We start from the raw sequence: 19006 nt of genomic DNA, 5'->3' as shown, positions 1-19006 counted from the left end.
GCCGGGGCCGGCCGGCTGGCTGGTGAGGTGCGCGAGGCGCTGCGGGCGCTGGCCGCCGCCGACCCGCGTCCCAACGCGAGCCTGGCCGCGGTCGCCGAGGCGTTCCCGAGCGGTCCGGACACCTGGGCCGCGACGGCGGCCGCGGCGTTCTCCTCCGCCCGGAAGTGGAGCGGGGCGAGCTTCGGCCGGCACGGGCACTGGGTGCTCGGCGCGCCCGACGTCCTGCTGCCGCCCGGGCACGCCGCGGTCGCCGAGGCCGACCGGCTGGCCTCCCGGGGGCTGCGGGTGCTGCTGCTCGGCCGGGCCGGCATCCCGGTGGACGCGCCGGGCGCGCCCGGCACGGTGGTCCCGCTGGCGCTGCTCGTCATCGAGCAGAAGATCCGCGACGACGCCGCCGACACCCTGCGCTACTTCGCGGCGGAGAACGTCGAACTGAAGATCATATCGGGGGACAGCGCGCTGTCCGTCGCGGCGGTCGCCAGCACGCTCGGGATCGCCGGTGCCGACCGGCCGGTGGACGCCCGGACGCTGCCCGACGACGACATCCCCGCGCTGGCCGAGCGGATGGCGACGGGGTCGATCTTCGGCCGGGTGGCGCCGGACCAGAAGCGCGCCATGGTCAGGGCCCTGCAGTCCGACGGCCACACCGTGGCCATGACCGGCGACGGGGTCAACGACGTGCTCGCGCTCAAGGACGCCGACATCGGCGTGGCCATGGGCTCGGGCAGCCCCGCGGCCCGGGCGGTCGCGCAGATCGTCCTGCTGGACAACACCTTCGCCGCTCTCCCGCACGTCGTGGCCGAGGGACGGCGGGTGATAGGCAACATCGAGCGGGTGTCCGTCCTGTTCCTGACCAAGACGGTCTACTCGGTGCTGCTGGCCATCCTGATCGGGGCGGCGCAGCTGAGGTTCCCGTTCCTGCCCCGGCACGTGACGCTCATCGGCTGGTTCACCATCGGCGTCCCGGCGTTCTTCCTGGCGCTCGCGCCCAACACCGAGCGGGCCCGGGCCGGGTTCGTGCCGCGGGTCATGCGCCGGGCGGTGCCGGCGGGTGCCGTGGTGGCGGTGGCGAGCTTCGTGACCTACCTGCTCGTCCGCTCCGGCGGCGAGGGCACGCCCGAGCAGGAGAGCACCGCCGTCGTGATCACGCTTGTCATGATCGCAACATGGGTGCTGGCAGTGGTGGCCCGGCCGTATGCCTGGTGGAAGGTCCTGCTGGTGGCTGCCATGGCCGGTGGCTTCCTGCTGTGCCTGCTGCTGCCGGTGGGGCAGCGCGTCTTCGAGTTCGACACGTCGGACGCCGGCGTCGTCGCCGTGGCGGCCACCTGCGGCGCGGCCGGCATGGCCCTGGTGGAGCTCGTCTGGCGGCTGGTGGGGCACTTCTGGCCCGTGAACGCCGAGGGCACGGCCCACGGCCGGCCGTCCAGGCCCTGAACCACCGGGCCGGGCCGGGCGTGGCTGCCCGGGCTGCCGGGCCGGGCGTGGCGGGCGTGGGTGCCCGGGCTGCCGGGCCGGGCGTGGCGGGTGGTGTGGCCGACCACGCACGTGTGGGGGTGGGAAAAGGCGTCGGTCTCCCCGCCGGGCGCCGGCCGGCGCTGGTTCGATAGGCGAAGTGATGGTGGGGGCCGTGGGGGTGCTGGCCTGTCCCGGAAGGAGCCGACGGTGGTCCTGTCCCGCCGGATCGTTGGTGGCGCAGACTGTTTCGACCCCCACGACCCCGGGCTCGTCCACGACCCGTACCCCGTCTTCGCCGAACTGCGGGCGGCCGGCCGCCCGCTGTGGAGCGAACAGCTCGGGATGTGGCTGGCCGCCAGGTACCGCGACGCCGACGCGGTGCTGCGCCATCGCGCGCTGGGCAGGATCCACCCGCCGCGACAGCCCGAGGGCCTGTGGGCGCTGTTCAACCAGCTCGAGCGCGACTCGGTCCTCGGCTGCGAGCCGCCCAAGCACACCCGGCTGCGGGGCCTGCTCGGCAAGGCGTTCGTCCGCGGCAACATCGAGCGGCTGCGCCCGCACATCGAGGAGCTGTGCGGGGGCCTCCTCGACGGGCTGGCGGAAAGGGCCCGCGACGGCGAGCCGTTCGACCTGATCACCGACTACGCCGAACCGCTGCCAGTGATGATCATAGCCGAGCTGCTCGGTATCCCGGACGGCGACCGGCACCTGCTGCGCCCCTGGTCGGCGGCCATGATGAAGATGAACGAGTACGGGCGGACGCCCGCCGCGGAGGCCGCCGCCCGCGCCGCCGCGGCCGAGTTCGACGCCTTCGTCCGGGACCTCGCGGTGCGCCGCCGGCGCGGCCCCCGGGACGATGTGATCACCCATCTGGTCCAGGCGGAGCAGGACGGTGAGCAGCTCAGCGAGGACGAGCTGGTCGCCACGGTCGTGGTGCTGCTCAACGCCGGGCACGAGGCCAGCGTCAACTGCCTCGGCAACGGGATGGTCGTCCTGCTGAACCATCCCGACCAGCAGCGGCGGCTGGCCGAGCGGCCGCTGGAGCTCGCCGCCACCGCGACCGAGGAGTTCCTGCGCTTCGACTCCCCGCTGCACCTGTTCGAACGGACCGCGATGGCGGACGTCGAGATCGGCGGGGCGGTCATCCGGGCGGGGGAGCGGATCGCCGCCCTGCTCGGCTCGGCCAACCGGGACGGCGAGATGTTCGAGCGGGCCGACGAGTTCGACATCGGCCGGGAGCCGAACCCGCACATCGCCTTCGGCGGCGGGGTCCACTTCTGCGTGGGCGCGCCGCTGGCCCGGGTGGAGGTGGCGATCGCCGTACGCTGCCTGATCGAACGCTTCCCGCGGCTGCGTCCGGCCGGCACACCGGTACGGCGTCCGGCATTCGTCCAACGCGGCTGGACCCGCGTGCCGGTGGCCGTCTGACGGCGCGGCGGTTTCCGTGAACCGTCGCGGGTGGGCGCGGCATGCGGGCAGGTGTATGCCGCGCCCGGGATCTCACGCCGGATGGCTGCCCGCGAGCCGGCTGAGGAAAGCGGTGTTGTCGTAGAAGTTCTCGACCTCGACCAGCCTGAGGTCGTCCGCGCAGCGGGCCACGGTGACACCGAAGATCTCGATGCGCTCACCGGTCGGGGGCGCCTCTTTGTACGGCCCGCTGAAGGTGCCCCAGTGCCGCCATTTGAACGCGATCACGGGCGGTGGTGAGTAGACGTCCAGCACCTCCCAGAAGAAGCCGCCGGGGAAGGCTTTGTGGAACACCTCGTGGGAGGACTCGAAGGTTTCGTTCCCCGCCGAGTAGTGGGGGTTCTCGCCGATGAGGATGTTGTAGCTGCCCTTTTCCGCGAGGTCGGCGGCGGTGGCCGCCGGGCCGCCGTTCACCTGGACCCGCAGCCGTTCGGTCACCATGCTGACCCACTGGGCTGGATCCTTCTTGTGCGAGAGCTCCATCTCGAATACCTGGACCACCTTCTCGACGATGTCCGCGAGCGAGCCCTCGGCATGCTGGCAGGTGCGTTCCCGGGGCATTGTCTCCCGGGAGTGGCGGTAGTCCGGTGGTGCCCCGTCGCGCCACCGGACGCCAGCGGAGCCGGCAATGACGGCGTCCCGGCCCTGAACATGCAGCGGCTGGTTCCCGGCGGTTCTGTCGCTCACCGCTATCCTCCTGTTCCTGCCGTCTGGCCAAGGTTTTCGGGGAGCGTTGTCCCGAAGCTTTTCCGTGTTCTTCCGGGCCACGTCGCGGCGTGGTTCCGGGCGGAAATCTCCCTGCTGGCTCGCGCTGTTGGATGGCACGGGATTCAGGGGTTCCGACAGAATACGGGAAGCGGTGTCGAGTGTATCGTCCTCCCGGTCCGGTTTCTTCCTGGGAACGCCGGACATGTTGCCGTTTCCCGCGGGTCCTTGGTACGCCGTGGCGGCAGCCGTCAGGCCCATTGCGGACGACGGTCCGGTAGCCGTTCGGGAGGTGCTCGCGCGATGCGGCGGCCGGCAGCCGTCCGCCGGCCTCCCGCGGTGGTGATCATTTATGTCCCGTGCGTCACTGGTTGCTCTCTGTATTTATATGAACGCCGAGCGCGTCGAACTCGAGAGGCGGGATCGAGTTCCACTTCGGATGAACAATTCGGACACAGCGGTAACAATGGACATCATGGAATGCTCACGGATGGCCCGCCGGTCGCCGGCGGGCCATCCGGCAGCCGAGCAGGCTTGACTGCGAGGTCGGCTGCTGCTTTTCTCAGACTGTTCGAGTCGGTGGAAGCCGGTGTGAATCCGGCACGGTCGCGCCACTGTCACCGGCGTCGCCCCCAGGGCGGCACCGGAAGTCAGACCCATCGTCGGACGAGCGTCACCGAACAAGCCCTGCCCGAGTGGAACGCGTGATTCCTGTGGAGGTTCCCGCCATGGCACACCCAGGCGTTCTGGACGCCCCTGCCGCCCCCGCGCCGCTGCCGACGATCCCGCTGAGCGAACTGGCCCCGTTCGCGCTCTTCGGGTCGCTGCTGGCGCTGGTCCTGCTCTACTTCGTCGGTGCGGAGCAGGGCGCGGTGTCGCTCGTGGCCGGCAGCAACGTCCACGAGTTCGTGCACGACGCGCGTCACCTGCTCGGCTTCCCCTGCCACTGAGCGGGGGCGCGACATGGTTCGCACGCTGCTGATCCGCGGGATGCTGGTCGGCGTGGCCGCCGCCGTCCTCGCCTTCGTCGTCGCGAAGGTCTTCGGGGAGAGCCAGGTCGGCCTCGCGATCGCGTTCGAGGCGGCGCACGAGGCGCCCGGGGCCCCCGCCGAGCCGGAGGTGGTGTCCCGCACGGTGCAGAGCACCATCGGCCTGTTCACCGGGCTGCTGGCGTTCGGGGTCGCCGTCGGCGGGCTGTTCTCCCTCGCCTACGCCGTCGCGCAGGGCCGGCTGGGAGCGCTGCGCGCCCGCACGACCGCGGGGCTGGTAGCCCTCGCCGGTTTCGCGGGGATGTACCTGCTGCCCAGCCTGAAGTACCCGGCCAACCCGCCGGCGGTCGGCAATCCGGACACGATCGCCGATCGCACCAGTCTGTACTTCGCCGCGATGCTGATCGCGCTGGCCGTGGTCGCCGGCGGTTTTGTGGCCGCCCGGCGGCTTGCCCCCCGGTTCGGCTCGTGGGACGCGGCACTGCTGGCGCTGGCCGGCGGTCTGGTCGTCATCGGCCTCGCCTACTACGCCCTGCCGGCGGCGGACGAGACACCGGAAGGCTTCCCGGCGGACGTGCTGTGGCGGTTCCGGGTCGATTCCCTGGCGATCCAGGCGACGTTGTGGGCCACCGTCGGGCTGCTCTTCGGGGCTCTGACGGAACGCGCCAACCGCCCCGCCCCGGTCCGGGCACCGGGTGCCACGCCGGTATCGACGCTGGTGGGGGAAGCTCCGACGGCCCCAGGCGGATCACCGGTCGCCACCGGGGCGTGAGTGCGGGCGGGCCGCTGCGGCTGACCCTGGTCAGCCACGCCCGGACCGCCGCCGTGCGAGCGGCGCGCTTCGGCGCCGACGACGACACCATCGACGACGCCGAAGCCCGCCGGGCCGCCGCCGCGGCCACAGCGCACACGACGCACATGCCCGAGCACACGTCCGAAATGTCACGCACCCCCTTCGGACGGGTGCTGCGCGGTGGGCGGGCCTGGTGCGACCGCTCCCTGCGCACCCGCCAGACAGCTCAGGCGCTGGGCCTGTCGGCCACGCCCGACCCGGCCCTGCGCGACCTCGACGTCGGGGCCTGGGCGGGCCGCTCGCTCGACGAGATCAGCCCCGCGGACCTGCGGCTGTGGACCGGGGATCCGGCCGCGGCGCCGCACGGCGGCGAATCCGTCGTGGACCTGCTCGACCGCGTCGCGGCCTGGCTGGCCGCCCGTGCCACCGACCCGGAGCACGTGATCGCCGTGACCCACCCGGCGGTCGTCCGGGCCGTGCTGGTCACGGCGCTGCGATCGCCACCGGAGGTGTTCTGGCGCGTCGACGTCCCACCACTGTCCGCGACCCTCCTGCACGGCCGCCTGCCAGCCACCCCCACCTCACTCGGGCACGCGGGCGGCAAAGCCGGCACGGGAAGCATGGTGTGGACCCTGCGACACGCCTGCATGCCACTGTAAGACCAGCAGTTCACGGCACAGTGCGCAAGCTGTCCTGTCTCTCCTGCGCCGAGGACCCGACCATGCTCTGTGACCGTGATGGTGGCGTGCGGCGTGCCGCGGTGGGCGCTGTCGTCGTGATGGCTGCCGTTGCCCGGAGCCTTTCAGCCGCTGGTCATGGCGGGTTGGGTGTGTGGCGCAGGTGGATGGCGATGGCGTGGGAGCGGTTTGCGGCCCCGAGCTTGCGTAGGATGGCGCGGACGTGGCTCTTGACGGTCGCGGCTGAGATGACGAGGCGTTCGCCGATCTGTTCGTTGGGCAGGCCGGCGCACATCAGGTCGGCGACCTCGCGTTCACGGCTCGTGAGGATGCCCGGTGACTCCTCGGGGGCGTCCACCGGCGGGCTGGCGGTGTCGGGCTCGTAGCGCCCGGGCGCGCGCGGCACGGTGGGGAGAAGATCGATGGCGTGGTCGGGCGGCGCGGTGTCGAGGCCCTGGCGCTGGGCGGCCCGCTGGACCAGACGCCGTTGCGTGTCGAGACGCTGCCGGTGGACCGCGCGTTCGTAGACACGCCCGAAGCCCTCGGCGAAGGCCCAGGCCACCTCGAGGTCGTCGCGGTCGACCTCGCGCGCCTCGCCCGAACGGTCGAGGTGCAGCAGGCCGATCACGGTGTCGGCCGGGGCGATCGGGGCGACCACGAACGAGCTGGTCAGCAGCCGGCGCAGCGCAGGGTGGACGCGGGGATCGCTCGCCGGACGCTCGACGAGGGCCGGGCGTCTCTCGGCCACGACCTCGGCCTCCAGCGGAAGGCGCTCGACGGGCATCGGGCCGAGCTCGTGCCACGCCGCCGTGGTGCCCGTGCCGCTGGCCGTGCCAGCCGAGACCGCCGTGCCGGCCGAGATGACCGTGCCGGCCGAGATGACCGTGCCGGCCGAACTGCTCCGGCCGGCCGGCCCGGCCCGGCCGGCCGAGCCGGTTCCGCCGGCCGGGACGGTCGTGTCGGCCGATCGCCAGGGGGACCAGACACCGTCGCTGACCCGGCTGAGCATCGCGCGCCGCACACCGCAGCTACGCAGCGCCTCGACGCAGGCGCGGTCGAGCAGATGTGCTGGATCCGCCACCGGCCGCAGGCGCTCCAGCCCGCGCCGCAGGGCCGCCCGGCGCGCGGATCTGCGGGTCAGGATGTGGCGGCTGAGGTGGCGTTCGAGCTCGAGGGCGCGCAACAGGTCGTCACGGATCTCCGGATCGACCGGGCCCGTCCGCCGGCGAAGCTCGCTCAGGGCCTGGTCGGCTGTCGCGCGCAGCTGGCGCAACACCTCGACGGGCTGGCTCCGGCCGGGCTGGCGCGGGTGCGGCGGCAGCGCGAGCCCCCATGAGCGCTGGGCACGCTGGGTGAGCCGGGCGGCCTCGGCGATGACCTGCCGTTCGCTGGGATCACGCCGTCCGCCGGCCGGGTGCGCCGACGCCGCCGGCGGTGCCGGGGACGCCGGCGGTGCCGCCGGCGCTGGCGGTGTCGAAGGTGGCGGCGGCATGGGCGTCCTTTCCGGCGGCATGTCCGGCGGCACGGCCGTCACCGGCCTCGCATGCGCAGGTAGCGGGCGGCGGCTTCGGCCCGGCTGGTCGCGCCCAGCTTGCGCAGGACGTGCGCGACGTGTGTCTTGACGGTCTGTTCGCCGAGCACGAGCTCACGGGCGATGCCGCTGTTGGTCTCCCCGGCGACGATGAGGTCGAGCACCTCGCGCTCGCGGGTGCTCAGCAGTGCGATCCGTCCTGGCGGTGGGGTGCTGTCCCGGTGATCCTCCTCCTCCTCCGGGTCGTCCTCGGGCGTGGGCGGCAGCTGGAGGCGCAGCTCGGCGTCGCTGACCGCGTCGAGGTCACGCGCGAGCGCGAGCTGGGCCGCCTGGAGGCGGGCGCGGCGGTGCTGGAGCTCCTCCGCGAAGACGGCGCGTTCGTACAGCAGCCCGACGTGTTCGGCGAAGAGCACGATGTTGTCGAGGTCGTCCTGGGTGACCGGATGGTCCTGCCCGCGGCGGTCGGCGTGCAGGAAGCCGATGACGCGGCCGCTGGGCATGAGGGGCGCGCCGACGTAGCCGCGCGCACCGGCGATCGTGACGAAGGCCTCGTGGCAGCGCGGGTCACCGGCCGCGTCGGCCACGAGGATGCCGATGCGCCGGCGCACCATCTCGGTCTCGAGCAGCATGTGCCGGAGGGGCAGCGTGGGCTCGTCCCCGAACGCGCGCCGGAACGCGTCGGTGTCCGGGTCGGCCCCCGGCGGCGGCAGGATCGGGATCCACTCGGAGTGGTGGACGCGTGAGATCATCGCCCGGGCGAACCCGCATGCCCGGGTGAGTTCGGGCGGGACGCGCTCGAGCAGTGCGGCGCTGGAGGCGCACCGGCGCAGCCGGCCGAGGGCCCGGTGGATCCCGACGCGCGCGCGGTCGCCCATCCAGAGGTTCTGTTCCTCGCACGCGCGCAGCTCGTCCGCCGTGCGTACGAGGGTTTCCAGCTCCTCAAGGCCGGCAGAGCCGGCGGGAGCTGCGGAGCCGGCAGAGCCGGCGGAGGCCACCGGGCCGGCAAGGCCGGCGGGGGCCGCAGGGCCGGGGGAGTCAAGGGGGCCGGGGGAGGAGGCCTGGGCGCGCACGGCCGCGATGTGCTGGTCCAGCTCCGTCCAGAGCTGTTTCTCGACGTAGCCACGGACCGCCCGGGCCCGCGCGCGCTGGCTGCGGATGCGCTGCGGCAGCTCGTCCACTGCCTGGCAGCGTAGCGCAGCTACGTGACACAGGGCGTGCGCATCACAGGGCGGAGCTGTCTACGCCCAGAGGGGGAGGGCGTTCACTCGCCGGGCCGTAGCCCCCGATCAACAACGGTGGCAGCGTCCTGGGGTGCTACCGGAGGAGGCACGGGCCCATGAGCGTGGCAGCCACACGACCAACGACCGCACCGCCAAACAGCACATCACCAGTCAGCGGACCACTGAACACCACGATCCAGTCGATCTTATCCGAGCCCACACTGTGCCAGGCGTTCTTACGGGTGGCGGACGCCAACGCCGACCACCTGGCGCTGAGCGGCTTCGGCGAGATCCTCGTCGGCGGCGTCACGGTCATGCCCGGCTACTTCGAGGACGCGGTGCGGCGGGGCAACCAGAGGCTCGCGCGGATCGAGCAGGCCGAACGCCGGAAGGTGCTCGACCACGACTGGGTGCCCGGAGGCGACGAGCTGACCCCGACGGCGAAGCTTAGGCGCAGGCCCGTCGAAGAGCGTTACGCCAAGATCATTGAGGGACTCTACGCATGAGCGTCACGTCCGCCACCGGCCACATCGTCGAGAGCGACGACCTGCGCCACCGGGTCGCGCCGGGTGTGAAGACCCGCGACAGCCTGTTCTGGACCCTGGTCCTGCCCGACGAGCGGATCGCCGCGCAGGTGTACGTCTGGACCGACGGGCGCGGTGTCGCCGGCCGGCAGGTCTGCGTCTACTTCCCCGACCGCGAGCGGAACGTCGTCCTGGGCGCCTTCAACGTCGAACTGGGCGACGCCAGCGAGCTGGACGACTGGCACTGCGCGGGCCTGTACCTGCGCCAGCCCGATCCGCTGCGCACCGCCGAGATCGTTTTTGCCGGCGACGAGGTGAGCATCGACTACCGTTTCGAGGCCAGCCACCGGCCCTTCAGCTACCGCGAGAACCCGGCGGGCTGCCCGCCGTGGATGGCGGCCAACCGCTTCGAGCAGGCCGGGCGCGCGTCGGGCACCCTACGGATCGGCGAGCGGGTCATCCCGTTCGCGGACGTGTGGGCGCACCGCGACCACTCCTGGGGCCGGCGGCACTGGAGCGCGGTGCAGCACTGGAAGTGGCTCGCCGCCGGTACCCCGTCGGGCGCGGAGCTCAACGCGATGTTCCACATCGCACGCGGCGAACTGGGCGTCAACGGCTACGTGCTGCGCGGCGGCGAACCGGTGGCGATCGTCGACAGCCGCCACCACGCCACCTACGACAGGGACATGGGCCAGGAGAGCCTGGAAGCCGAGCTGACCGACGCCCACGGCGGGACGACGCACCTGTGGATGCGGCGCTACGCCATCCTGCACCTGCCCGTCGGCTCCGACACGCTGATGTCCGAGGCTGCCTGCCAGGTGACCATCGACGGCGAGGCCGGCGCCGGGCAGTTCGAGACGCTGTGGCCCCGCGGCTACCTGAAGCGGCTGGTCGACGCGCAGTGAGCGCATCCTCCGAGACCGCCCCGCCCGCCGAGACCATCGGGGCCGTCCCGCCCGCCGGGGCTGCCCTGCCCGCCCTGCCCGCCCTGCCCGCCGGGGCCGTCCCGTCCGCCGGGCCTGTCCCACCTGTCGAGGCCGTTGCGTCCGGCGGGAGCGCGCCGCCCTTCGACGTCGGCCGGCTCGAGGCCTACCTGCGCGGTCTTGGGCTGTGCCGTGGGCCGATCACGCTGCGGCGCATCGGTGAGGGCCACTCCAACCTGACCTACCTGGTGTCCGACGGCGAGTGTCGGGTGGTGGTGCGCCGGCCACCGCCACCGCCGATCCCGCCGGGCGGCCACGACGTCGTCCGCGAGGCGCGGGTGCAGCGGGCGCTGGGGGACGAACCGGTCCCGGTGCCGCGGATCCTCGCCGTCGAGGAGTCCACCGCGGTGATCGGCGCGCCGTTCTACGTCATGGCACACGTCGCCGGGATCGTCGCCACCACCCGCACGCCACCGGCGCTCGACACGCCGGCCGGCAGGCGCGCGGTCGGTGAGGCGCTCGTCGACACGCTCGCCGCGCTGCACCGCGTCGACCACGCAGCCGCGGGCCTTGGGGATTTCGGGCGGCCCTCCGGCGACGTCACGCGTCACCTGCGGCGCTTCGCGCGGATCGTCGACCCCGACGGGCACGGCCTGCCGGGGGAGCTCGGCGCGCTGCTGGACTGGCTGGTGGACGACCCGCCGGCGCCGGCCGCGCCGGCGATCGTCCACGGCGACTTCCGGCTGGGCAACGTCATGCTCGCCGCCGGCCCGCCCGCCCGGCTGGTCGCCGTGCTCGACTGGGAGCTGGCGACGATCGGCGACCCGCTGCGCGACGTCGGCTACCTGCTGGCCACCTACGCGGTGCCCGGCGAGCCACCGCACGCGCTGACCGAGATGAGCGCGGCGACCCTCGCCGACGGCTACCCCTCCCGCGCCGAGCTGGCCGCCCGCTACGCGGCCGCCACCGGCACCGAGGTGCCCGACGTCGACTGGTACACGGCGATGGCCCTGTGGAAGCTCGCCGTCCTGTTCGAGTACCAGCGCCGCCGGGTGGCCGACGGGATCGGCGACGCCTACTACTCCCGGCCCGGCCTCGTCGAGGGCTTCCTCGCCGCGGCCCGGCCCCTCACGACAGGAGCGAACCTGTGATCGCCTTACCCGTCGGAACCGGCATCGAGGCGTTCGCCTGCCGGGACCGCGGCCGCGCCGAGCGCCGCGAAGCCTTCACCCGGCCGCGCCGCGGCCTTTCGAACCTCACCAACGTCTCGGACGTCACCAACGGGATGCGCGGGGTGCCGGCGACCTGGGCGGTGAAATGAGCCAGGCTGCGGACAAGGTCCTCTACGAGAAGAAGGGGCCGATCGCGTACGTCACGCTGAACCGGCCCGAGAAGCACAACGCGATCGATCCCGATGCCAACGAACGCCTGCGGGAGATCTGGACGGACTTCCGTGACGACGAGGAGATCCGCCTGGCGATCCTCACCGGTGCCGGGGACAAGGCGTTCTGCGCCGGGGCGGACCTGTCGACGATGGTCGGGCACTGGACGGGCGCCGGGCCGAGCCTCGGCCGCGAGGCGCTGCCCAGGGGCTTCGCTGGCGGGATCACCCGCGGGCTGCACCGCACGAAGAAGCCCGTCATCGCCGCGCTGAACGGCTACGTCATCGGCGGCGGCCTGGAGCTCGCGCTGGCCTGCGACATCCGCGTCGCCGCCGAGCACTGCGTGTTCGGCTCGTTCGAGCTACGCCGCGGGATGCACCCCGCCGACGGCGGCATCGTGCGCCTGGTGAACATCTGCGGCGCGGGGATCGCGCTCGAGTTGGAGCTGACCGGCGAGCCGATCGACGCCCGGCGGGCGTTGCAGTGCAACCTCGTCTCCCGGGTCGTGCCCGCCTGCGAGCTGATGGCCTGCGCGGAGGACCTCGCGGCAAAGATCCTGCGCAACCCGCAGCGCGCCGTGGAGTCGGCGAAGGACACGATCCTCGAAGTCATCGGGCGGCCGCTGGAGGACCAGCTCCGCATCGAAGCGCTCTACGGCTATTCGATCATGGATAATCCGGAGATCGACGCCGAGCGCAAGCGCTTCCTCGCCGAAGGCGACCCGCGATGACCGGCCGCTCCGCCGCCGGCAGCCACCCCGCCGCGTTCGCCGGGCGCATACAGGAGCAGTCGTGACTGAAGCGGTCAACATCGGCCTGTCGATCTTCAGCGACGACCTCGCGCGGTACCCGGCGCCCGAACGCCGCCGGCTGCTCGGGCTGGCGGCCGAGGCCGGGCTGGGGCACCTGCACTGCGGCGACCACGTGAGCTTCCACGGCGGCTACGGCTGGGACGGCCTGACCAACGCCACGATGCTGCTCAACCTGCAGGACGAGCTGCCCGTGCACGTCGGCATCTACCAGCTGCCGCTGCGCCACCCGACCACCGTCACCCGGCAGCTGTCGACGGTGTGCGAGATGCACCCGGGCCGGCTCGTGCTCGGCGTCGGTGTCGGCGGCGACGACCGCAGGGAGATGGAGGTCTGCGGCGTCGACCCGCGCACCCGCGGTAAGCGGACGGACGAGAGCCTGCGGATCATCCGCCGTCAGATGACCGGTGAGGCCGTGACGTTCGCCGGCGAGATCTTCAACCTGGTCGACGCGGCGGTGCACCCGGTGGTCGATCCGCCCGTGCCGCTGCTCGTCGGCGGCCGTGGCGACGCGGCCCTGCGCCGGACCGCCAGCCTCGGCGACGGCTGGCTGGCCATCTGGGCCTCCCCGCGGCGGGTGCGCTCCTTCATCGAGCAGGTCGACGAGGAGGCGGCGCGCATCGGCCGCACCGGCGTCGCCTGGCGCCATGGCATCATCGTCTGGTGCGAGTTCGGGCCGGACCCCGACCGTGCCGCGCACCGGCTGGCCGAGAACATGCGGAACGTCTACAAGCTGCCCCGCGAGGCCTTCGAGAAGTGGTCGCCGGCCGGGCCGCCCGAGGCCGTCGCCGAGTTCTGCGCCCCGTACCTGGACACCGGGATCACCGACCTGACCTTCATCACCCAGGGTGAGGATCTGGCCGCCTCGATCCAGTCCACCGCCGAGGTCCGGAAGCTCCTGGGCCTGCCCGTCCCGGTGTCAGTGACGCGCCCGGCCCCGGGCGGGACGCATCCGGCCCGGGGCGAGACGTGCTCGGCCCGGGCCGAGAGATCAGCTACCGGTGGAGCGGTAGTGGCGTAGACCGGCGCGCCAGGCCACGGCGGCGAGGGTCAGCAGGACGACGGCCACCAGCGGGGAGGCGAAACGGAACACGGACGGCAGGCCCAGCGGGTCGGGCTTGCCGAGCACGTACAGGGCGGGCTGCCAGTTGAGGAACGCCAGCGGGACGAGGAAGGTCAGCAGCCGCATCCCGTCCCGGCCGTAGATCGACATCGGGTACTGGGTCAGGAAGCTCCCGCCGTAGGTGACCGCGTTCATCGCCTCCGCGGCCTGCTCGACGGCGAACTGGAACGCCGCCCCGGCGATCCAGACCGCGCTGAAGATACCGACCCCACAGATAATCATAGTGGCGACGAGCAGGACGCGGCCAGGGGTCCAGGGCACGTCCAGCCCCGCGAGGGACAGCGCGAGAACGCCGACACCCTGGACGATCCCACCGAGACGGCGCGGGGAGAAACCGTCCGTGGCGACCTGCACGAGCAGCCCGGCCGGCCGGACCAGCATCACGTCGAGGCTGCCGTCCCGGATGCGTTCGCCGACCCGTTCCAGCGTCCCGAAGAACATGTTGGACACGGCAAAGGCGGTGCAGGACGTCCCGAAGAGGAAACCCACCTCGGCAAGGCCGAAACCGGCCAGGTGCGGCACGCGGGTGAACAGCACGCCGATCACCGCGATGTCCAGCCCGGTCGCCAGGAACTGCCCGACGGCCAGCAGCAGCACCGAGGCGCGGTACTGCCAGGCCACCCGCGTCCAGGCCGCCGCGAACAGCAGATAGTGCCGCACCGCTTCGTACCGGCGGCTCCGGCCGGGATGTTCGTCCCGGCTGTGCCGCTTGTTGCGGCCGGGATGTTCATCCCGGCTGGGCCGTTCGTGCTGGCTGGAACGTTCGTCCGAGCTGTGCCGGTTGTTCCTGCGGCCGGGGCGGGCCGCGCTGTTGTCAGCCACCCTGGACGACCAGCTTCCGGGTGGCGTGGGCGGTGAGCGCGCGGCCGGCCGCGAGGAGCGCGACGGCCCAGCCCACCTGGAACGCGATCGCCGCGACCAGCGACGCGCCGGTCCGGTTGCCGAGCAGGACGTCCGCCGGTATCTGCATCATCGCGGCGAAGGGCAGCGCCTCGGCAAGGTCCCGCAGCACTCCCGGCATGATCGTCAACGGCATGGAGATGCCGGAGAAGAACACCGTGAACAGGGTGTAGGCGCTTTCCAGCCCTCGCTGGTCGAGCAGCCAGAAGGTCGTGAGGGCGATCAGGTAACGCAGCCCGAAACTGACCAGGAAACCCAGGACCACGGACACGGCGAACAGCCCCCACACGCCGGCGGCATCCCACACACCGGCGGCGGACGCCGTGCCCGCGGCGGCGGCCGGGCTTGCGGGCGTCGGCAGGCGCAGGTCGAACAGGAGGGCCGCGACCAGCGTGGGCGGCAGTCCCCGGGTGAGCAGCTGGACTGCGGCGCGCCCGGCGTCGTCCGCCAGCCACCAGGTCTGGAAGCCCACCGGCCGAGCCATGTCCATCGCGACGGCGCCGGAACGGATGCGCTCGGGCAGGTCGATGCCGCCGCCGAACAGCGCCATCGACGTGATCAGCCCCTGCCCGAGGAAGACGAACGTCACGACGCCGCTGGTGTCGTACCCGCCGAGGCCGGGCCGCTGGTGCCACACCTGGAGCAGGACGTAGGCGCGGATGATCCCGAACACGGTGTTGGTGAACGCGCCCGCGACCGTGGCGGCCCGGTAGCCGGCATATCGCCGAGCGCTGTACCGGGCGACCGCGAGATAGGTGCCGACACCCCCTCTCACCGCGACGCCACTGTCAGCGCCGCCGTCGCTGATGACGCCGCCGTCGCTGATGACGCCGCCGTCGGTGATGCCGTTTCTCGCGGTGCCGCTGCCGACAGTGCCGCTGCGGGTGGTATAGCTCTCAGCGATGTCGCGGTCACGGGTTCCTCGCGCCCGAGGAGTCCACGATGCCCGGGGAACTCGCGGCGCCCGAGGAGTTCACACTGCCCGAGGTGCTCACGCTGCCTGCGGTGCCCGAGGTGCCCGAGGTGTACAGCCGGGTGATGATCTCCTCGATCGCCGGTTCGCGGATGGACAGGTCGACCAGCGGGTACCGGTCGGCCACGGCGGCGACCAGTGGCGCCGCGCTCTCGCCCGCCGGGAACGCCAGCCACTGGCGGGGCCCGTCCACCTCGACCACCCGGGTACCGGCCACGTCGATCGGCGGCCAAGGCTCGGCCAGGTCGACGACCAGGACGCGCTCCCCGCCGATCTGGGCGCGCAGGTCCGCCAGCCGCCCGTCGAAACCCAGCCGGCCGTGGTCGATGACGAGCACCCGCGGGCACATCTGCTCGATGTCGGTCATGTCGTGGGTGGTGAGCATGATGGTGGTCCCGCGCTCCCGGTTGAGCGCGGTGAGGAAGCCGCGTACGGCGGCCTTGGAGACGACGTCGAGACCGATCGTCGGCTCGTCCAGATACACGATCTCCGGGTCGTGCAGCAGCGCGGCCGTGAGATCGCCGCGCATGCGCTGACCGAGCGAGAGCTGCCGGACGGGCGTGTCAAGAAAAGAGGCGAGCTGTAACAGTTCGACAAATTGGTCGAGGTTTTCCTGATACCGTCCCGCCGGGATTCGGTAAATACGCCGGAGCAGATCGAAGCTGTCCCGCAACGGCAGATCCCACCACAGCGTCGTACGCTGCCCGAAAACCACCCCCAGCCGACGCGCCAGTTCCGTGCGCTGTCGGGACGGGTCAAGACTGCAGACCCGGATGCGCCCGGCGCTGGGCACCAGAATCCCGATCAACATCTTGATCGTCGTGGACTTCCCCGCCCCGTTCGGCCCCAGATACCCGACCATCTCCCCGGCGTCGACCCGGAAGGTCAGGTCACTCACAGCGGCAACGTCCACCCGCTCCCGCCGCACCCGCCCGGCCCTGCGCCGCACCACAAAGGTCTTCCCGACCCCGTCCACCTCGATAACAGGCCCGGGCCCCACGCCCCTGCCCGCAGCCTCCGCACCCGCGCCCACCGCCCGCCCGTCTACACCGGGATCACCCAGGCCATCCCCACCGCCCCACCCACCCGGTGCGGCTGCCGACGAGGGAAAGGCGGTAGTCACAACTGATCATAATACCGCCTCGCCCAGCCGCCTCCAGCAACGGCCACCATCACGGGCGGCACCACCTACCGTGTTTGGCCCGAGCCCCACAGCCAAACTCTCTCTGTTCGCGGGAAATACGGATCGGCGTCACCCTCCCATGGCCCGAACAGCTGCAGTCCGATTCCTTTTTTGCCCACGCGGAGACAACATCCTGGGGCTTCAAGACGAAAGGAGCACCCGTCCGGCTCGATTTTTGCCCGCATGGGAACGGCTGGTCGGCCGGTGGGTTCCGGATCCTGCGGTTGCAGTCCGGCTCGGTTTTTGCCCACGTGGGAGCCTGCGGCATTGGCAGCCGCACCTGACGAGTGGCTTGTCGCAGTTCGACTCGGATTTTGCCTGCGCGGGGACCCCGTCACAGTTTTCACCCCCGCTGACCTGCGACGATGCAAGATCGTTCCAGAACCTCCGGGAGGTGGATAACTGGGCAAAAATTCATGATCGATAACGTTTGTGCGGGTCAGGGAGGTGCCGATGTTTTCCGGAACCTCCCCCGATCCGCGGCGTGTCGGAGGTCCTGGGCGACGATCAAGGTTGTGCGGTTTGACAGGAAGCCGCATCGTGTGCTGCTCGGCCGGCCGAGCGCGGTGCCGGCGGGCCCGTAGGGTCTCCCTGGGGCTGCGCCCCTGGCCCCGCCCCTCCCGGCCGACCGGATGGCACGCCTGTGACCTGGCCACCGACACCACCTCCTGTCCGGGAGTACCGGGCGTATGTTCCGGCTCGGCGCTCCACGAGCCAGCCCCCTGCCTGGCCGATTCGCCCACAGGGCCGGACCTGCGGGGGCTGCGGCGCTGGCACGGGCGGACGGCAGCGGGTCACGGGCCACTCCGAAGACACAGATGCGGCATGTCCGGGTCGACGGTCGCCGGTACCCTCATCTTGTAGCCATGCCGAGCCGGACACGATGTAGGGGGTCGCGATGCGGGCGCCCCGTCGCCGACGGCCACGCAGCTCAACCAAGCTGATAGCCGCCGATCCGGGGTATCTGGCTGCCCTGGCCGCGCGGGTTTCCTACACCCCGAGCCCCGAGCACAAGGACTACCTGACCAGCGCCGGGCCGGGGAAGCTGCGAAGTGACGCGTCGGCGTGTCCACGTGACCTGGTGCTCGACGATGTCGCCAAATGGCTGTACGACGCGGTGCGCGCTGGCAACGTCAGCGCACACGTCGAGGGTGATTTCCCGCGTTACGTATGGACGCGGGTCGGTGAACGCGTCTACGAGGCGCGTCTGTGTAACTCGGGGTCTGGCGAGTACAAGGGATACCCGATCCTTCCCGCGGAAGCTCCGGGGTGGCTTCCGTGAGTGTCGGGGTCGAGTTGCGGATCGAGTGGCTTGACGCACCCGGCGTGCGTGCTCCCGAACTGGCCGCCACCTGGGCGAGGTACGAGCTGTGGGTGGACGGCAGATGTGTGACGCAGGTGGAGGAGGCCGGTGGCACCTTCCGGCGGTCGGTCTATGGCAGTCTTTATCCGCTGGCGGAATGGATCGCCACCAACTGGTGGCTGCTGACGGGGCACATTCGTCCCTCCGCCATCAGGCCCACGCACTGGACGTGGTCCAACCTGCGCCGGTATCCCTGGCTGCGCCAGCACAACCTGCGGGGCGCCGGAGACGGGATGGCCTGGCCCGACCTGACAGCGGTACCCGAAGGGGCGATCACCCGGATTGTCTGGGCCGCCGACGAGGACCGGGTGCCGGGGGCGTTGCGGTTCGCGTCACGCGGACGAGCGCTGGTGCGCTCCGACGAAGCCAGAAAGACGTTGGCCGGCATCGTCCAACGCGTCCTTGACCGGCTCGCGGAGTCGGACGTCGGGAAGACGCCGCTTTCCACGGAATGGGCGGAAATAGGAAACGCGGACGAAGAGGAGCGGGATTTCTTCCTGGCGGCGGCCAGGCTGGGCCTCGACCCGTATGCGGTCGACGAGGAGACCACGGCGAAACTGCTGGCCATTGTGCCGGCCATCCCGGACGAGCTTCGGGACGACTTCCTGGACAGCGCGGACCTCGACACCCTTGACATAGCCGCTGCGTGGCTCCCGAAAGCGTCCGAAGCGGCTCGCCACGCGTCAGCCGACGCCGCGATGCCGTTGGATCCTCTTCGTGCGGCGGTGGCGGGTGAGCTCGCCGCGGGCGCCGTGCGGGACGGCGCCGGCCTTCGACAGTCATGGCATGTCGGCTTCGACATGGCACGCGCGGTGCGGCAGGCGCTGGGCACCGGGGCGACCGTGCCCTTCGACATATCCGCCTGGGTGGGCGCACGGACACTTCAGGGCCCCGCGGGCGGCCTACAGGGCTTTGCCGCTGTCCGGGACGACCGGTGCGGGCTCGCGCTGAGCGATTCACCGACGTTCGCGAGCACGGCGGGGCCTGGTA

Annotated in this window: 19 protein-coding genes; 13 read left to right on the top strand and 6 right to left on the bottom strand. The window is 71.9% G+C overall.

Going from position 1 to position 19006, the window contains the following annotated elements:
• Both NBW84_RS12305 and NBW84_RS12300 read left to right on the top strand, forming a co-directional pair.
• Positions 1–1434: HAD-IC family P-type ATPase (locus NBW84_RS12305; RefSeq protein ID WP_250284668.1), on the top strand; the 1434-nt coding region annotated here is incomplete at its 5' end.
• 228 nt (positions 1435–1662) lie between these two features.
• Positions 1663–2883, top strand: a complete 1221-nt coding sequence (locus NBW84_RS12300; RefSeq protein WP_250284666.1) for a cytochrome P450 — start codon at positions 1663–1665, stop codon at positions 2881–2883.
• Positions 2884–2955: 72 nt separating this feature from the next.
• Here the strand turns inward: NBW84_RS12300 and NBW84_RS12295 are convergent, their stop codons facing one another.
• Entirely contained in the window at positions 2956–3609 is a 654-nt protein-coding gene (locus NBW84_RS12295) for an ester cyclase (protein WP_250284665.1), read from the bottom strand.
• 746 nt (positions 3610–4355) lie between these two features.
• On the opposite strand from NBW84_RS12295, the gene NBW84_RS12290 reads away from it, so the two are divergent.
• The 3 genes from NBW84_RS12290 to NBW84_RS12280 are packed head-to-tail and all read left to right on the top strand — an operon-like array spanning position 4356 to position 6068.
• A complete protein-coding gene (locus tag NBW84_RS12290; RefSeq protein ID WP_250284662.1) occupies positions 4356–4577 on the top strand; it encodes a CbtB domain-containing protein in 222 nt (73 codons plus the stop codon).
• 13 nt (positions 4578–4590) lie between these two features.
• Positions 4591–5388 (top strand): CbtA family protein, encoded by a 798-nt coding sequence (locus NBW84_RS12285; RefSeq protein WP_250284660.1) that lies wholly within the window; start codon positions 4591–4593, stop codon positions 5386–5388.
• Positions 5385–6068 (top strand): histidine phosphatase family protein, encoded by a 684-nt coding sequence (locus NBW84_RS12280; RefSeq protein ID WP_250284658.1) that lies wholly within the window; start codon positions 5385–5387, stop codon positions 6066–6068. The genes NBW84_RS12285 and NBW84_RS12280 overlap by 4 nt, the downstream gene beginning before the upstream one ends.
• A gap of 154 nt (positions 6069–6222) precedes the next feature.
• On the opposite strand, the gene NBW84_RS12275 is transcribed toward NBW84_RS12280, so the two are convergent.
• Positions 6223–7578: a LuxR C-terminal-related transcriptional regulator gene (locus NBW84_RS12275; RefSeq protein WP_250284657.1), complete on the bottom strand. Its 1356-nt coding sequence runs from the start codon at positions 7576–7578 to the stop codon at positions 6223–6225.
• Between the two features lie 38 nt (positions 7579–7616).
• Positions 7617–8795, bottom strand: a complete 1179-nt coding sequence (locus NBW84_RS12270; protein ID WP_250284655.1) for a LuxR C-terminal-related transcriptional regulator — start codon at positions 8793–8795, stop codon at positions 7617–7619.
• Positions 8796–8953: 158 nt separating this feature from the next.
• Between NBW84_RS12270 and NBW84_RS12265 the strand changes: the two genes are divergently transcribed.
• The 6 genes from NBW84_RS12265 to NBW84_RS12240 all read left to right on the top strand — a co-directional run bounded on the left by NBW84_RS12265 (position 8954) and on the right by NBW84_RS12240 (position 13495).
• Entirely contained in the window at positions 8954–9343 is a 390-nt protein-coding gene (locus NBW84_RS12265; protein WP_250284654.1) for a hypothetical protein, read from the top strand.
• Positions 9340–10266, top strand: coding sequence for a DUF7064 domain-containing protein (locus NBW84_RS12260; RefSeq protein ID WP_250284653.1), 927 nt, complete (start codon positions 9340–9342; stop codon positions 10264–10266). The genes NBW84_RS12265 and NBW84_RS12260 overlap by 4 nt, the downstream gene beginning before the upstream one ends.
• Positions 10263–11435 carry a phosphotransferase family protein gene (locus NBW84_RS12255; RefSeq protein WP_250284652.1) on the top strand — a complete coding sequence of 391 codons (1173 nt, stop codon included), beginning with the start codon at positions 10263–10265 and terminating at the stop codon, positions 11433–11435. The genes NBW84_RS12260 and NBW84_RS12255 overlap by 4 nt, the downstream gene beginning before the upstream one ends.
• Positions 11432–11605: a hypothetical protein gene (locus NBW84_RS12250; protein WP_250284651.1), complete on the top strand. Its 174-nt coding sequence runs from the start codon at positions 11432–11434 to the stop codon at positions 11603–11605. Before NBW84_RS12255 ends, NBW84_RS12250 begins: the two co-directional genes overlap by 4 nt.
• Positions 11602–12396 (top strand): enoyl-CoA hydratase-related protein, encoded by a 795-nt coding sequence (locus NBW84_RS12245; RefSeq protein ID WP_250284650.1) that lies wholly within the window; start codon positions 11602–11604, stop codon positions 12394–12396. The genes NBW84_RS12250 and NBW84_RS12245 overlap by 4 nt, the downstream gene beginning before the upstream one ends.
• Positions 12397–12457: 61 nt before the next feature.
• A complete protein-coding gene (locus tag NBW84_RS12240; RefSeq protein WP_250284647.1) occupies positions 12458–13495 on the top strand; it encodes an LLM class flavin-dependent oxidoreductase in 1038 nt (345 codons plus the stop codon).
• On the opposite strand, the gene NBW84_RS12235 is transcribed toward NBW84_RS12240, so the two are convergent.
• The 3 genes from NBW84_RS12235 to NBW84_RS12225 form a co-directional block, all read right to left on the bottom strand.
• Entirely contained in the window at positions 13466–14419 is a 954-nt protein-coding gene (locus tag NBW84_RS12235; RefSeq protein ID WP_250284645.1) for an ABC transporter permease, read from the bottom strand. The genes NBW84_RS12240 and NBW84_RS12235 overlap by 30 nt on opposite strands.
• On the bottom strand, positions 14412–15272 hold the full coding sequence (locus tag NBW84_RS12230) for an ABC-2 family transporter protein (RefSeq protein ID WP_250284643.1): 861 nt from the start codon (positions 15270–15272) through the stop codon (positions 14412–14414). The genes NBW84_RS12235 and NBW84_RS12230 overlap by 8 nt, the downstream gene beginning before the upstream one ends.
• Before the next feature lie 136 nt (positions 15273–15408).
• Complete coding sequence (locus NBW84_RS12225; RefSeq protein ID WP_250291683.1) at positions 15409–16503, bottom strand: ATP-binding cassette domain-containing protein; 1095 nt, start codon at positions 16501–16503, stop codon at positions 15409–15411.
• 1048 nt (positions 16504–17551) lie between these two features.
• Here NBW84_RS12225 and NBW84_RS12220 point away from each other — a divergent pair.
• Positions 17552–17935, top strand: coding sequence for a hypothetical protein (locus tag NBW84_RS12220; RefSeq protein ID WP_250284641.1), 384 nt, complete (start codon positions 17552–17554; stop codon positions 17933–17935).
• The coding region (locus NBW84_RS12215; RefSeq protein ID WP_250284639.1) for a hypothetical protein at positions 17932–19006 on the top strand (1075 nt) is incomplete at its 3' end. The genes NBW84_RS12220 and NBW84_RS12215, both read left to right, overlap by 4 nt.

It is taken from the genome of Protofrankia sp. CiP1_Cm_nod2 (assembly GCF_920664355.1).
Lineage (GTDB): Bacteria > Actinomycetota > Actinomycetes > Frankiales > Frankiaceae > Protofrankia.
Note: the sequence above shows the minus strand (reverse complement) of the source record. Positions and strands in the feature narration are given on the sequence as shown.

Excerpts from the sequence above, each read along its gene's own strand:
- NBW84_RS12290 (WP_250284662.1), top strand. The coding sequence starts at position 4,356 with ATGGCACACCCAGGCGTTCTGGACGCCCCTGCCGCCCCCGCGCCGCTG.
- NBW84_RS12285 (WP_250284660.1), top strand. The coding sequence starts at position 4,591 with ATGGTTCGCACGCTGCTGATCCGCGGGATGCTGGTCGGCGTGGCCGCC.
- NBW84_RS12275 (WP_250284657.1), bottom strand. The coding sequence starts at position 7,578 with ATGCCGCCGCCACCTTCGACACCGCCAGCGCCGGCGGCACCGCCGGCG.
- NBW84_RS12265 (WP_250284654.1), top strand. The coding sequence starts at position 8,954 with ATGAGCGTGGCAGCCACACGACCAACGACCGCACCGCCAAACAGCACA.
- NBW84_RS12260 (WP_250284653.1), top strand. The coding sequence starts at position 9,340 with ATGAGCGTCACGTCCGCCACCGGCCACATCGTCGAGAGCGACGACCTG.
- NBW84_RS12245 (WP_250284650.1), top strand. The coding sequence starts at position 11,602 with ATGAGCCAGGCTGCGGACAAGGTCCTCTACGAGAAGAAGGGGCCGATC.
- NBW84_RS12220 (WP_250284641.1), top strand. The coding sequence starts at position 17,552 with ATGCGGGCGCCCCGTCGCCGACGGCCACGCAGCTCAACCAAGCTGATA.